The sequence below is a fragment of the Vibrio sp. FE10 genome (assembly GCF_030297155.1).
Classification (GTDB): domain Bacteria; phylum Pseudomonadota; class Gammaproteobacteria; order Enterobacterales; family Vibrionaceae; genus Vibrio; species Vibrio apostichopi.
Map to the genome: position 1 here is coordinate 1,147,233 of NZ_AP028067.1, position 13,237 is coordinate 1,160,469.

At 43.7% G+C, this 13,237-nt stretch carries 13 protein-coding genes and 1 pseudogene; 3 read left to right on the top strand and 11 right to left on the bottom strand.

The annotated features are described in order from the left end of the window. The first annotated feature begins 47 nt into the window (after positions 1 to 47). Together QUF19_RS05250 and QUF19_RS05255 are read left to right on the top strand one after the other, a co-directional pair. Positions 48 to 437 carry a helix-turn-helix domain-containing protein gene (locus QUF19_RS05250; RefSeq protein ID WP_102533585.1) on the top strand — a complete coding sequence of 130 codons (390 nt, stop codon included), beginning with the start codon at positions 48 to 50 and terminating at the stop codon, positions 435 to 437. A 185-nt stretch (positions 438 to 622) separates the two neighbouring features. Continuing rightward, positions 623 to 1,636 carry a manganese-dependent inorganic pyrophosphatase gene (locus QUF19_RS05255; protein ID WP_286297018.1) on the top strand — a complete coding sequence of 338 codons (1,014 nt, stop codon included), beginning with the start codon at positions 623 to 625 and terminating at the stop codon, positions 1,634 to 1,636. A gap of 154 nt (positions 1,637 to 1,790) precedes the next feature. On the opposite strand, the gene QUF19_RS05260 is transcribed toward QUF19_RS05255, so the two are convergent. From QUF19_RS05260 to QUF19_RS05310, 11 genes and pseudogenes are all read right to left on the bottom strand, one after another. Then, the gene (locus QUF19_RS05260) at positions 1,791 to 2,546 is read right to left on the bottom strand and encodes an FRG domain-containing protein (protein WP_286297019.1); all 756 of its coding nucleotides are present in this window, start codon (positions 2,544 to 2,546) and stop codon (positions 1,791 to 1,793) included. A gap of 27 nt (positions 2,547 to 2,573) precedes the next feature. Further along, the gene (locus QUF19_RS05265) at positions 2,574 to 3,374 is read right to left on the bottom strand and encodes a restriction endonuclease (RefSeq protein ID WP_286297021.1); all 801 of its coding nucleotides are present in this window, start codon (positions 3,372 to 3,374) and stop codon (positions 2,574 to 2,576) included. Positions 3,375 to 3,505: 131 nt separating this feature from the next. After that, the gene (locus tag QUF19_RS05270; protein WP_286297023.1) at positions 3,506 to 3,844 is read right to left on the bottom strand and encodes a hypothetical protein; all 339 of its coding nucleotides are present in this window, start codon (positions 3,842 to 3,844) and stop codon (positions 3,506 to 3,508) included. A 680-nt stretch (positions 3,845 to 4,524) separates the two neighbouring features. Further along, positions 4,525 to 4,788 (bottom strand): annotated as a pseudogene (locus QUF19_RS05275) (GNAT family N-acetyltransferase); the annotation flags it as partial. A 1-nt stretch (position 4,789) separates the two neighbouring features. Next, complete coding sequence (locus QUF19_RS05280) at positions 4,790 to 5,248, bottom strand: pentapeptide repeat-containing protein (protein WP_286297026.1); 459 nt, start codon at positions 5,246 to 5,248, stop codon at positions 4,790 to 4,792. 117 nt (positions 5,249 to 5,365) lie between these two features. After that, complete coding sequence (locus QUF19_RS05285) at positions 5,366 to 5,758, bottom strand: ArsR/SmtB family transcription factor (RefSeq protein WP_008221742.1); 393 nt, start codon at positions 5,756 to 5,758, stop codon at positions 5,366 to 5,368. Positions 5,759 to 5,834: 76 nt separating this feature from the next. Further along, positions 5,835 to 6,770: a permease gene (locus tag QUF19_RS05290; protein ID WP_286297029.1), complete on the bottom strand. Its 936-nt coding sequence runs from the start codon at positions 6,768 to 6,770 to the stop codon at positions 5,835 to 5,837. A gap of 431 nt (positions 6,771 to 7,201) precedes the next feature. Next, positions 7,202 to 7,627, bottom strand: coding sequence for a rhodanese-like domain-containing protein (locus tag QUF19_RS05295; protein ID WP_286297031.1), 426 nt, complete (start codon positions 7,625 to 7,627; stop codon positions 7,202 to 7,204). Between the two features lie 74 nt (positions 7,628 to 7,701). After that, positions 7,702 to 9,150, bottom strand: coding sequence for an FAD-dependent oxidoreductase (locus QUF19_RS05300; protein WP_286297033.1), 1,449 nt, complete (start codon positions 9,148 to 9,150; stop codon positions 7,702 to 7,704). 80 nt (positions 9,151 to 9,230) lie between these two features. Continuing rightward, complete coding sequence (locus QUF19_RS05305; RefSeq protein ID WP_286297034.1) at positions 9,231 to 10,640, bottom strand: cation:dicarboxylate symporter family transporter; 1,410 nt, start codon at positions 10,638 to 10,640, stop codon at positions 9,231 to 9,233. 259 nt (positions 10,641 to 10,899) lie between these two features. Continuing rightward, positions 10,900 to 12,162, bottom strand: coding sequence for a metal-dependent hydrolase family protein (locus QUF19_RS05310; RefSeq protein ID WP_286297035.1), 1,263 nt, complete (start codon positions 12,160 to 12,162; stop codon positions 10,900 to 10,902). A gap of 302 nt (positions 12,163 to 12,464) precedes the next feature. On the opposite strand from QUF19_RS05310, the gene QUF19_RS05315 reads away from it, so the two are divergent. After that, a complete protein-coding gene (locus tag QUF19_RS05315; RefSeq protein ID WP_286297036.1) occupies positions 12,465 to 12,944 on the top strand; it encodes a hypothetical protein in 480 nt (159 codons plus the stop codon). Positions 12,945 to 13,237 lie beyond the last annotated feature (293 nt).

A 13,237-nucleotide genomic window follows, 5' to 3' on the forward strand; every position in this document is an offset into this window, starting at 1 on the left:
CAGGCACGTTACCACTTGAAGTCGACTTTAAGTCAAGGATGCATTTTATGGATATTGCAGAAGTCTCTAGGGAGTCTGGACTAGCTCCTTCAACGTTAAGATATTATGAGAAAATAGGTCTTATTCGTTCTAATGGAAGAAAAGGGTTAAGGAGGCAGTACTCACCAAAGGTATTAAACAAATTAAATGTTATTTCCCTTGGGCGTATTGCTGGATTGTCACTAAATGAAATATCAACGATGTTTGATACATCAGATGAATTGGCAATTGACCGCGCGTTATTGATGCAGAAAGCCGAAGACGTTGATATTCAAATTAAACGCCTGAAAGTAGTACGTGACAGCCTTAAACATGTAGCGACTTGTCCACAACCGTCTCATTTAGACTGCTTATCATTTCAGAAATTGATGAAATCAGTTAAACGCTATTTCGCTTAAAACTTGTAAGAATGGAGCTTCAGTGAATACATTTTTTGGCAAAGCAGGTTAGCTCGGAACTCAAAGAGAGGAAAATTACATTTCGTTACTTACTGAAGTAAATCTGAAACATCGCTGACACGGTTCTGAAATTTTTGATGGCTAGCTTATGGGGTTCTAAAACGAATCCAAATAAGGAAATACCCGTGAAGCTAACACCTGTCGTTGCCGCCGTAATCATGTCTTTCAGTTCAGCAAGTTTTGCTTTTAGCTTGCAACAATCTGCCAATGAAAACAGTGAAGATCTTGTATGGACGGGGCACCTTAGCCCAGACAGCGACACGGTAATGTCTGCAATGCTCGCGGCTCATATTTATGGTGGTACGGCGACAGTACCAGAGCCAATCAACCCTGAATCGACGTTTATCTTGAACTACTGTAATGCAGAATCGCCACGAGTAGAGACAGATTACTCTTCATACCGAGTAGGGCTGGTGGACTTCAACCAAGTGACTCAATTAGCGCCAACCATTGACCAAGCATCTATTGTGGCAGTGGTCGACCATCACGCGATTGGAGGCTCTCCAATTAACACACCGCAGATTGTCGAGATGGATATCCGAGGTTGGGGTTCAGCTGCAACTATTCTGGCTGACAATGCTGAAAAGCTCGATGTGAAATTACCTAAACACCTCGCTTGTGCTGGCTTGGGTGCGATTCTTTCTGACACTGTGGTATTCCAATCAGCAACGACGACTGAGCATGATCGTGAATACGCAGAGAAGCTGGCGAAGGTTGCAGGCATTTCAGATATCGAAGACTTCGGTCAACAGATGTTGATTGCTAAATCAGACCTTAGCCACCTTTCTTCTGAAACCATTCTGACGCTAGATTACAAAAACTTTAAGTACGGTGGCAAACAGGTGGGTATCGGCGTTGCTGAAACACTAACGGCTCAACAACTGATTGACCGTAAAGATGAGCTTTTGGCAGCGATGAAGTCTTATAAAGAAGAGAACGGTTTAGACCATCTGTTCTTCTCAATTACCGACACTAAGAACAAAGAAGCGAACCTATTGTGGGTGGACGAAAGCGACTATCAAGTCATCAAGTCTGCTTTCAACGCTGAACCAACCAGCGACATGCTGACTTTGGAAGGCGTCACTTCTCGTAAGCGCCAGATTGGCCCTGCAGTTCAAAAGGCAATTGAGCGCTTGTAAGTAGAAAGAGAATTTGGGAGAGGGATTGGTAGAGATACCAATCCCTTTTTGTTTTTGGGCGTTTAAATTAGATTTGGACAAAAGCACGTTAGAGTATGGATTCTAACGTGCGAGATTTGGATTAGAAAAAGTATCTTGAAACCTTAAAAGCTTGTTATAAGCCACCCAGTTGCGATTGCATATATTCAGGTGCCTTTTCAAGATCTAACGGTCGAGTTGTATGATTGTAAAATTCTGTTTTAAGTGATTTTGCAATACCATCGAGACCAGGGTAGATAGTTGATTCATTAATACCTAATAAACTAAGTTTTGACTGAATTTGAGGCTTTAACTCACCAGGTATAACAAATTTATGCAACTTGTCAGTGTCAAATGCTTTTCTGGGTTCGTGATGAACAGTAAACAAGCCAGCTTGATTGACTACACGTTCTGAGATGCTTGGCCCATAGAACTCCAATGTTTGAGTTAGATCAAGTGGGTCAATATGGTAACTCGAATCTATGTGTATATGACTTATAAGGCCGTACACCGCACAGTTACTCAGGGGCTTTCCTCCATATAGTTCTTCAGGAGAGTGAGCTGTAGCAAAGTACAACGCAATTAGAGGATTAATACTCCAATCTAAAAGTCTTGTAGGTAAACCATAGTGTTGAGCCAAGCTAAGCCATTCCCAGTCATTTGACGGTTGACACTGTACTCGCAGCGCACTCTTCATCTTGAATTGCTCTAATAACGCCTTTTCTCTATCAAGCTCCTCGCTCGAATCTTCGAGTAGTGGCAGGCGACCGACAGAGGGAATCAATTCATATTCAGAGTTCATTACTCCTCGAAAAACCATGTGGTTCTCTGGGACAAATCGTGTGGCAAACGAAAAGACTTTTTCTATCGTATCCAGACTATAATTTTTCATGTTGCCTCTCTGGCTTATACCGCCCTATTAGCTATCATTTTCGGCAATATACATGCCTTTGGCCATCATTTTTGACGGAGTTTCATCACTACTCAAATACAAGATACAGTCTGGGTTATAGTCTCCATTTTTATGCATTTCCCACTCCGATGCTAACAGCTTTGCCTCGAAGTGATTAAAATTGAGGTTTAACCAGTTTTGCAGTTGCTGAAAGTTGTCAGCAAACAATTCTCCTTGGTGTTCTTTATGTCCTGTATCAAGAAATATTGGATAGTTTTTATCTGATGCTGCCATCAACGCTTTACGTGCTACACCCAGTAACATTTGACCTGTAAATCTAAACTCATGGTCAACTAAATGATGACGAAGGCCGTATTTAATTCGAATTTTTTTGGAATGAGACCAATATCTATTTTCTAGCAAATCCAAACGTGTTTCGTAAGTTTTGAGAATTTCAGATTCAACAAAGCCTTTAGTTTCTTCTTTCAGTTGGTCGAAAGTCAGCAACTTTATATTTGTATTATTTGCAGCTTCTATAGCACCAATTTGAAACCCGCTACTAGAAACTATAAAAGCTTTATCTACCCCTAAGTCTTCAGCAATGCTTCTTAGTGCAAGTACATGTCCCTTGTTTACATTGCGCTTCCAATGTTTAGCTTCGATTATCCATTGTAAATCAATGCCTAGGAATTTAGTTTTTACATACACGTCTACATCATGTTCGGTTCTTACACCTTTCAAACAAACGTTGGTTTCCGATTCAGCACCGATAGACCTAAAATGCTGGCATATCTGTTCTTGAAATAAATACCATTCTTCTTGTCGCATTAATTACCTTTATCTCCAAGTTTGACTCTGACGGCTAACGCTTTGCTAAGCGGCAATAAAATAGCTGGCTAAAATTAGCGATGAACGAGCAAAAGCTAGCTGTTTTTTTGTTCGTTTTAAGCTAACTTTATCTATTCACTTATTTCAATAAGGTAGCTGTGGTTATAAATACTTTTAGGTGACTTACCTTTAATTGAGAGTGCCTCTGTCACTTCACTAAAGCTGAAATCCTGCCATCGGGCAGAAACGTCCCAATGTACGCCTTTTCCTTCGAGTTCATCAATTGTGACTTTCGAATCACTACTCATACGTGAAAAAACAACGTCAGTATTGATATTAAACTTTGTTTGTTTTGAGCCATTTATATAAATACATACATTTAAGTTTTTAGTGACTGAGCCATCAGTATCATTAAAGTAAATACCGAAGTGATCACAAGCAACCATAAATTCTGAAAAACTGTTGGACATAGTTATTTCCTTGATAAAGCGAGCCGTAAAGGCAACTAACATTCTTAATAACAGGCATTCTTGTTTTTCTGCTTGCCTGACGTCCCACAAACTTATCATAAATAATTAAAAGTTAAGGAAAATAAATCGCGATGTGCATTCTTTTCTCTCATTAAAACGAGCTAGCGTGTTATCACTCTTTAACAATGCGAATTATCCAGTGATATGAAAAATAAAGACTTGTTAATGTACTGTTTAGATGCACAGGAAAAGGTCGTAAAGGTGGCAAGTAAATCAGTCATAAACTTATATTAGATTTTGTAGGTAAAACTCACACTCCTAGATTCTGTAGAATATTTAATCTAACTCACTTTGTGGGAAATCCGTGTTAGCTCATAACTAAATCCCCTCCTAGCCTCCCCTTAATCAGCATCTTCGATCCATTGTGGTTCGTGAGAAGGGGAGGAACAGAATGCCGATCGTTACATACGCAGTTACACATTCAGCGCCAAAGAAGATTCTCCCCCTCGGTGCAGCTCTAAAGGGGCTGATGAACTTAACATGAGGGGGAGTTAGAGGGGGAGGGTGTTCGAAATCAGCCTGACCGCACGGGATATCAACGCTCTCAATTCAGAAAAGCATTACGCTTCACCCAAAAAAATGGAACGCCCGAGCGTTCCATTTTTCGTATCTGATTTATCTTAAACCTGCTCGCTTGGGTGTCCCCACATTAGCTCGCTTGCGTAAGGGCCAGTGACGCTTGAGGTAGATTCACCTACGCCGTCTAATGCGCCAGGGGTCAGTGCTTTAGCGAACCAGCACTCAAGTGGTGCAAGTGTTCTTACTGGTGGAAGCACGTTGTGTGGCGTGTTGTAGCGGTTGCCGTAGTGGAACGGTTCGCCCATCACGAAGATAACGTCAGCGTCGAGTTGTTTCTCGGCTTCTTCCATTAATCGAGTCGCGTGGTTATTGCTTACCTAACGAGGCCGCGAAACATTCTTGGTTAGGGTTACGCAGTTTGATGATGGTGTTGCTTGGGTCGACACGGTTCAGGACGTTATCGTTCAGATTGGCGTGACTGAAATCGGTACGAAATAGATCCGCGCGATACAGATCGACGTTGAGCATTTGCGCATGACTCATGTCTGCGTTTCGTAAATCAGCATCACGGAACGTCGCGTTGTTCAGATTCGTGTGGCTGAAATTGGCGTAGGTGATGTCAGCCTCATTCATGTTTGTGCCTGATAAATCGGTGCCACTAAGGTTGGCTCGGATTAGGTTGGCACAACGCAGGTCTAGGTTTTGAAGTGCTAGGTGGCTTAGGTCGGCATTACGTAATTGCGCTCGTTCGCCGCCTTGGTTTTCTAGCCACAGTTTGTGTTGTTCAAGAATAGAATCAAGCTCTTGCTGAGTGTAGGTATTCATAATTCACACCACCATTTTCAAAAGGGATACTGATATTGGGTATCCCTTTGTTTCGTCTCTCGCTGTCTCGTCTTTTGTTATCGTGCTTCTATCTATTGAGCTTCTTTCTGTAGAGAGCTAGCTAATCTTGCTGTGCCATATTTCGCTGTCTGGGCCGACAACGCATTCGCCATCAACTCGCATTGATAAACGAATCAGGCAGCGTTTGACCACTTCTTTAAAATCGTCTTCAGGCAAGTGTCTTACTGAATCAACCAAGGCTTTGCAGTGCGGAGCGGTTTGCTCTTTTAAGGTGTAGAACACCCACTTGCCTTTCTTCTCATGGTTGAGCAGGCCAGCTTTGTAGAGCATTTTTAGATTACGAGACACGTTGTATTGAGTTTCACCAATGATGTCCATTGCTTCAGCCACAGCCATGCATTCATCCACATGCAGGAACAACCAGAACAATCGCAGTCGATTGGGTTCTGATAAGGCTTTTAGCGAATCAATGTATTTTTCATCCATCATGGTTTTACCCTTCCAACTGAGTAGCGCCACTCTTTATGAGCGGCGCGAAGTTTTATTTTGTTCTGAGTAACCGATTTTACACAACGTATTGGAAGATAGCGCCACCAATGATGGCTGTCGTTAAGACGATTCCTACAAACGCGATTACGGCTTTTCTTTTTAGAACTGCAGATACTAGCGCGATTTCAGGCAAACTGGCACCTGTACCGCCAATAATAAGTGCTAATGCCGCGCCTAAGCCCATTCCTTTAGCAATTAACACGTTAAGTAGCGGAATTGCCATCTCGATACGTAGGTAAAGCGGGATACCAATCAATGAAGCGACCACGATAGATTGGAAGCTGTCACCACCTACGTATTTCTCTACTAAGTCTGCTGGCAAGTAAGCTGCCGAGAATCCACTGATCGCCGCACCCAATAGTACATACGGGATGATTCGCTTGAACAAAGCCCAAGCTCCGCCCATTGCATTACGCATTCTCGATGCTGAAGAAGGAGCCGCGCCACAAGTGTTGCCCGTGTTTTTGCTATTACTTGAACCTGAGCAGCCTTTGCCTTTGGTGTCTTCAAGCTCAGCACCACGTTTGATCTCGTTTCTCCAAGGAGATTTAGAAATCAAGTAACCACCAAGAACCGCAGCGGTAAAGGTCACCAAGAAGTACACCACGGTGATCTTCAATCCGAACGCGGCGTACACCATCGCCAATACGATGAAGTTACACAATGGCGCTGAGATGATGAAGCTCATCACAGTACCTAATGATGCACCCATCGACGCCATTGCCATGGTTACCGGAACCACGGCTGCGCTACAAAATGGGGTCAACATTCCGAACAATGCGCCCAACAAGGTTCCCCATTTATCGTGTTTGGTCAGCGTCGCTTGGAGTTTATCTTGAGGGATATACTCTCGCATGATGCCAGTCAAAACCGACACAATAGCGATGATAACGACCAGACCTTTGGCCACATAAAAGAACTCATTTAACGCAATAACTAATTTAGCATCCACAATTGGAATCTCTAGCAAGTGAAAAGAGGCTGAATCATATACACACATGCACAATCGTGCAAGTGTGTATATTCAAGTTGATTGAAAATAGACTAGGTTAAGCGTGCTTGTGGCTTATGGTTTTCTTCAGGGGTAATTGTGTCTTTAAGAGTTTTAACTTCTAAAAATCAATAGCTTAAATTCTTCATGCGAGGCGAGATATAGATGATGAAAGTAAGACAAATTATTTGAAAAATAATAATGAGACAGTGGGGATGTATGGGTTATTACGGGCATTACATTCTGTGAATGCGAGGCAAGCACAGAATATAACGTCGAGTATCACCGGGCAGGATCGACACTAGAATACATACTGAGTAGCAGGAAGTAGCGTAGGATAGTTAAGCGCTACGCTCGATTTAACTCAGTACGATTTTATTGAGTTGGATGTTTTATTTAGTTGGCATTTCAATGTCACCTGATTGCTCCGCCCAAGCAGCAAAGCCACCTGCGAGGTTTTTAACGGGTTTTAACCCCATCTCCGCGGCCATCTTGGCAGCGTAAAGAGAACGCAAACCGTGGGCACAATAGAACACGTAGGTTTTGTCTTGGTTGAATACTTTATTGTGTGCGGGGCATTCTGGATCAATCAAGAATTCCAGCATGCCTCTTGGGCAAGTAAAAGCGCCGGGAATAATGCCAAGCTTGTTTCTTTCTTCGGCTTCTCTCACATCGACAAACACGTAGTCATCAAGTGTGTTTTGCTTGTCGTCGCTACCATTGAATAGCGCTTTTGCTTCTTCTACCGACATATCTTCAACGACTTGGTAGGCTTCTTCTTTTAGGGCTTTAATGCCTTTAGTAATGGTTTGTGCCATGGTTTCCTCTCTCATTAAATTGGGTGATGGTGATGGTGATTAAATTAAGTGCATTTTATTAAGTTAGATGACGGTTATTTCGCAACATTGCCCGCCACATTCAGCGCGTCCCATGTTCGTGCAAAAGGAGGCGCGTAGCTGAAATCAAGGTAACCCAATTGTTGAGTCGTCATGCCTGCAGTAATCGCAACGCCTAATGCATTTAGCCGACCTACCGCGCCTTTCTTGCCGACAATTTCTCCACCTAAAAGGCGTTTAGATTCAGGGTCGTAAGCAAGTTTTATCTTGATGTCTTCTTGGCCGGGATAATAATCCGTTTGGTTCTTGTCATTAATGACAGAGGTACTGGTTGGCACTGCATATTGGTTTGCCATCCAATGAGAAATGCCCGTGCTAGCAAGCTCGTAATCAAGTACTTTCAAAGACGATGAACCTAAGAAACCATCGAGGAAGGTCTCTTTGCCTGCTAATCTGTCGGCCATCATTCGAGCCTGTTTATTGGCCGTGGTGGCAAGTGGCAAATACACGGGCTGATCGAGCGCTAAGTGATGAACCGTCGCGCAGTCACCTACGGCGTAAATATTCGCTACGGGTGTCGCCCCAAACTTATCGACTAACAAAGCGCCGTTAGGGAGCTTTGGTAGATCAAACAATTCGGTATTGGGTTTGAAGCCAAGCGCCAGAATTACGATGTCGGCTTGAATCGTGGTGTATTCAGGTTCCGCCGTATGGCTAGTGGCTTCGTTGGTGTAATTGGTCGCGGATTGAGTTTTGCTCACCGTAAGCAGATAACTCGTTTTCTCATTATTTCCTTCGCCGCTGTCTTTTGAAGCAAAACGCTCGATGTGTTCGACTTGGGTATTGGTCAGCAGGCTGGTTCCTGTGTCACGAATGGCATCTTCGACGTCGGAGATCATCTCTGGGCTGAATTGGCGGTTCATGATGTGCGCTTCGCGCTCAATAATGGTGACGTCTTTTCCTAAGTCATGTGCCGCATCGAACATCTCTAATCCAATAAAACCTGCACCAATGATTGCAACGCGAGGTTTATCTACTGCGAGCATGGCTTGTTTCACGGCAACGCCATCTTCCATGCTAGTGAGTGTGTAAACATGTTCGGTGTTATTCGAATCAGCACGTTCATGATTACCCACACGGAAAGAGGTCGCGAAGTCTGGAATTAAAGGGCGCGCACCTGTTGCAATGATTAACTTATCAAATGGAATATCTTGTGATTCGCCTTGCGTGTTGACTGTGATGATTTGCTGAGCAGCGCCCACAGCGACAACCTCAGTATTGATGCGAACATCGAGTCCGGAATCGATGGCTTGTTGCGGCGTGCGAGAGATCATGCGATCTGTATTTGGGAACTTGTCGCCAACAAAGTAGGGCAAGCCACACGCACCAAATGAAAGGTAGCTGCGTTTTTCAATCACGATAACGTCATCTGTAGGTTGGTTTCTTTTGTACTTGGCAGCAAAGCTCATACCTGCGGCACTGCCACCTAAAATTACGATTCTCATAGTGGTACTTCTCTTATAAGGGCGCGGCATTCGCACCCAGTGTTGATTTGGATGAATTTGAATAACTTGAGTGATTTGTTTTAAGCCGGAATCTCGTTGTTGGTTGTATTCGACGGGGATTGTACTTTGTACTGTTCTGTATTTAATGAACCGTTAGTTTTGGCAGTCAGCACGCCAGATAACATCGAACCTGAGATGTTGAGAGCGGTACGCGCCATATCAATCAAGGCTTCAATCGAGACCAGTATCGCGACAATTGTGATGTCTAGTCCCATGATGGTTAGCACGGCAACCGCTGCGAAGGTTGCGCCGCCACCGACGCCTGCAATACCGAATGAAGCAATAGCAATCACGGCGATAAGTTGCAGAACAAAGCTAAGGTCAATTGGGATACCCATTACTTGCGCTGCCATGATGGCGAGCATTGCTGGGTAAATACCGGCACAACCGTTTTGGCCAATACTGGTACCGAATGTCGCCGACATATTGGCTGTTTCTTCATCCACACCAAGGCGTTGAGTTTGTGTTTCTACGTTTAGTGGAATGGCGGCCATGCTTGAGCGAGAACCGAAGCCGAAGACCAATACAGGCCAAGATTTTTTCGCGAATATCTTCGGAGACAAACCAAATAAGCTTACAAGCACAAGGTGAACAACAAACATCACTGCGATTGCTGCGTAGCTTGCGATAACGAATCGCCCCATTTCTGAGAGTGCGAATAAATCGTTGTTCATCATGAATTTGGTCATCAAAGCGAACACTCCATAAGGGGTAAGCTTTAATATTTCTCGCACCATTGATAGCACGACTTCTTTCGCTGCATTGATGAAATCAACAAAACTTTGTACTTTTTCTGGCTTACGCTTTTTCACTTGTAGGATGCTAAAACCAAGGAACATACCGAATAGAACCGTCGACAGTGTTGAAGTTCTTTCTGCACCCGTAAGCATTTCAAAAATATTGGCTGGGATGATAGACAACACCAAGCTAGTAAAGGTGTTGTTAGACATCAGTTCTTGAGTCGAAAGCAAGCTGTCACTGCGCGCTTCAATGGCGGTGTTAGTCCCCATTGCAGAAACCAAGCTGTTCGCGTCGATATTGAATACGTAGATACTCGCAATACCGATGATCGCCGAGATAGCCACTGTGAAAATCAACACACCGATGACTTTCGGTGCGATTTTCGAGAGGGCGCTGGTGCCTTCTACGTTCATGATGGAAGCTGTCATCGCAACAAACACCAGTGGAATCACTATCATCTGCAGTAGCTTGACGTAGCCATTTCCGAACAGAGAAATTAACTCAGAGAACTGTAGGCCAACCGCGCTGTTTGTTCCGAGTGCTATTTGGATAATGCCACCAAAAAGAAGGCCGCCAGCCAGTGCGCTAAGCACACGGAAGTTGAAGCTTTTCTTCTGCTTTTTAAAGCGAGATAACACGACGTAAAAGCCGAGAAAAATTGCACCCAGTGCCAGTAAGGTAAAGCTCATTTTAAGCTCCTAAATCTACATCTAATAAAGTCACTGGAGCGAGGCGAGAAACGTGTGTGAGGTGGTGTTTTACCAAAGGAGCACACAGTTTGAAGCGTTGTCCAGTGAAGGAATATCTGTAAGACGAAGCTTGATAAAAAAAGACGGTAAAAAATCTCAATTAATTTTCAAATAAGAAAACGGTGCTATGACGAATCCGCCATAGCACCGTTGTTTGTTCTGATCTTTAGGTTGTTTGTTCTAATTTTTAGGCTTTTGATTAAAGGCTGTTTTTATACACTTTGCCGTCTTTCATGATCAGCTTTTGTGTCTCTGTGTTGGCCACACATGCCACGCCTTCCAGTGGGTTACCGTCGATAATCAATAGGTCGGCATACGCACCTTCAACAATCTGACCTAGCTTGCCTTCTTGGTAAGGGTGTTGGTAAGTCGACATTTCGAACAAGCGTCCGCAGTTTGATGTCGCCATGCGAAGCGCCGTGATGGTATCGAACACTTGCTCAATCGCACCAAGCTCATTCAGTTGAGTGGCATGGACGTAGGTTTCGCCAACACAGTCGGTACCAAAGGCGATGTTTTGGATGTCGTATTTCTTAATCAGTTCTGCCGACTTAAACATGGCTTTCCCCACACGCTCTGTCTTGCGGTATGTCTCTTCGTTCGGCAGCGGAATTTTGCGCTCAACAATCAGTGAAGAGGTAAAGTAAGACGGAATCACCCAAATGCCTTTCTCTTTGATGATCTCGGCAATGTCGTCATCCATGATGGTCGCGTGTTCGAAAGACATCACGCCTGCTTCTGCTGCTCGGCGCATTGCATCTGAAGTGTGGATGTGCGCGGCAACATAAGTACCGTAATCAGAAGCGGCCTCAACGGCGGCTTTCATCTCGTCTGATGTGAATTGGAGTGTGTCTAGCGGATCAAAGGTTGAAGATGCACCACCGCCTGCCATGATCTTGATTTGTGAAGCGCCCATAAACAGTTGCTCACGTACTGCTTTCAATACTTCTGAGCGTCCATCTGCCACTTTCATTGCGCCTTGCTTCATCATTGGCGAGTCTTCGTGTCCGTTAGCCAAACGTTCTTGCGCTTGGTTTTGACGGTAATCGGAGTGACCACAGGTTTGAGATATCGCTGCCATTGAAGGGAGAATACGTGGGCCAGTTGCGTAGCCATTATCGATACTTTTCTTAAGGCCAAGCGTGTTACCCGCCACATCACGAATGGTGGTAAAGCCGCGCATCAGCATCTCTTCTGAAATCTTCGCCGAGCGAATCGCCACTTCTTCACGAGTCATGGTGTCAATGACATTAAAAGGTGCAGATAGCGTGATATGAACGTGCGCATCAATCAGGCCAGGCATTACCGTGCCACCTTGAGCATCAATGATTTCATCCGCTAACGTTGCATCAACCTCGCCAATTTGAGTAATCAAGTTGTCTTCAATAAGAAGTGATACGTTCTCGATTAGGTTGTTATCAACACCGTTAAATACGTTCGCGTTAGTGATTAGCTTTTTCATAGTCTGCACCTTTTGGAAATGAGTGTGTGTCGCTGATGGGGTCATCATATGGGGCCCAGCATTTGAAGAATGGCCATTTGGTGACAAACAATGACGAGACTTATCTTTTGGTGCTTTTCTATATTTTTAAAAATTGCTTTATAGAGGAAAGCTAATTATTGGCGTGAGAAATGATCAATCGATAAAAACTAACAATTTTGAATGGAATGGTTGTGGTGTCATCAAATGGTAAGTTTTGCTCCGATTCGAACGCTAAGATGTATTTCAAATCGAGACTACTTATCCAATTAGAGAGAAACAGAATGACTAAATCAGACAAAGTTTACGGATTCAATACACCACAACGTCTATTCGTAGGTTACACGTTAGCTGTGTTGGTGGACTTAGTGGTCCTTAACTTCTTTGATGAGTACTGGGATTTCGTAAATATTGAGTCTTTTACTATCTCTCTGATTGCCGCGGTTCTACTGCAATTACTGTTGAAGCTGTCTATTGGTTTAGAACATAAAATTGCTGAGCACTTTAAGAGCAAACCGGGTACAGCACCTAAAGTCTACCGAGCAATCACGACTTACATCATCTTGGTGGGTTCAAAGTTCGTGATGCTAGAAGCGATTAACTTACTGTTTGGCGAGAAAGTGAGCTTTACTGGCCCTTGGAATGGTGTGGTGGCGTTCTTCGCCGTGGTATTTACGATTCTGATTGCTGAAGTGATTGTATCGAAGATCTACTTTGCACTTGATGATAAACAAGAATCAAACTTGAAAGAAAAGACAGCTTAAGTATAAGTAGAATTGAACATAGGGGAGTTCGGAATGAACCCTCAATTGAAAAGGGTTGGCAGTGTTGCCAACCCTTTTTTAGTTTTGTATTAACCGCCAATCAAAGTACACAATATCACGCAAAGAGCTCTGCCGAATCTATCTTCAGATTAGCAAAAACCATAACAACGCCATGATTCCTTTTCGTTTTACTTAGGACGCTATGGTGTACAGGTACTTTACCGAGAACTGGCGAAATAGAGTGCTATCTCATTGAAATCCATAAACTGTCGTTAGTGTCGATATTTCTTTAC

Coding starts and splice junctions, on each gene's coding strand:
- QUF19_RS05285 (WP_008221742.1), bottom strand. CDS start 5,758: ATGATGGATGAAAAATACATTGATTCGCTAAAAGCCTTATCAGAACCC.
- QUF19_RS05305 (WP_286297034.1), bottom strand. CDS start 10,640: ATGAGCTTTACCTTACTGGCACTGGGTGCAATTTTTCTCGGCTTTTAC.
- QUF19_RS05250 (WP_102533585.1), top strand. CDS start 48: ATGGATATTGCAGAAGTCTCTAGGGAGTCTGGACTAGCTCCTTCAACG.
- QUF19_RS05310 (WP_286297035.1), bottom strand. CDS start 12,162: ATGAAAAAGCTAATCACTAACGCGAACGTATTTAACGGTGTTGATAAC.
- QUF19_RS05300 (WP_286297033.1), bottom strand. CDS start 9,150: ATGAGAATCGTAATTTTAGGTGGCAGTGCCGCAGGTATGAGCTTTGCT.
- QUF19_RS05265 (WP_286297021.1), bottom strand. CDS start 3,374: ATGCGACAAGAAGAATGGTATTTATTTCAAGAACAGATATGCCAGCAT.
- QUF19_RS05260 (WP_286297019.1), bottom strand. CDS start 2,546: ATGAAAAATTATAGTCTGGATACGATAGAAAAAGTCTTTTCGTTTGCC.
- QUF19_RS05315 (WP_286297036.1), top strand. CDS start 12,465: ATGACTAAATCAGACAAAGTTTACGGATTCAATACACCACAACGTCTA.
- QUF19_RS05295 (WP_286297031.1), bottom strand. CDS start 7,627: ATGGCACAAACCATTACTAAAGGCATTAAAGCCCTAAAAGAAGAAGCC.
- QUF19_RS05280 (WP_286297026.1), bottom strand. CDS start 5,248: ATGAATACCTACACTCAGCAAGAGCTTGATTCTATTCTTGAACAACAC.
- QUF19_RS05270 (WP_286297023.1), bottom strand. CDS start 3,844: ATGTCCAACAGTTTTTCAGAATTTATGGTTGCTTGTGATCACTTCGGT.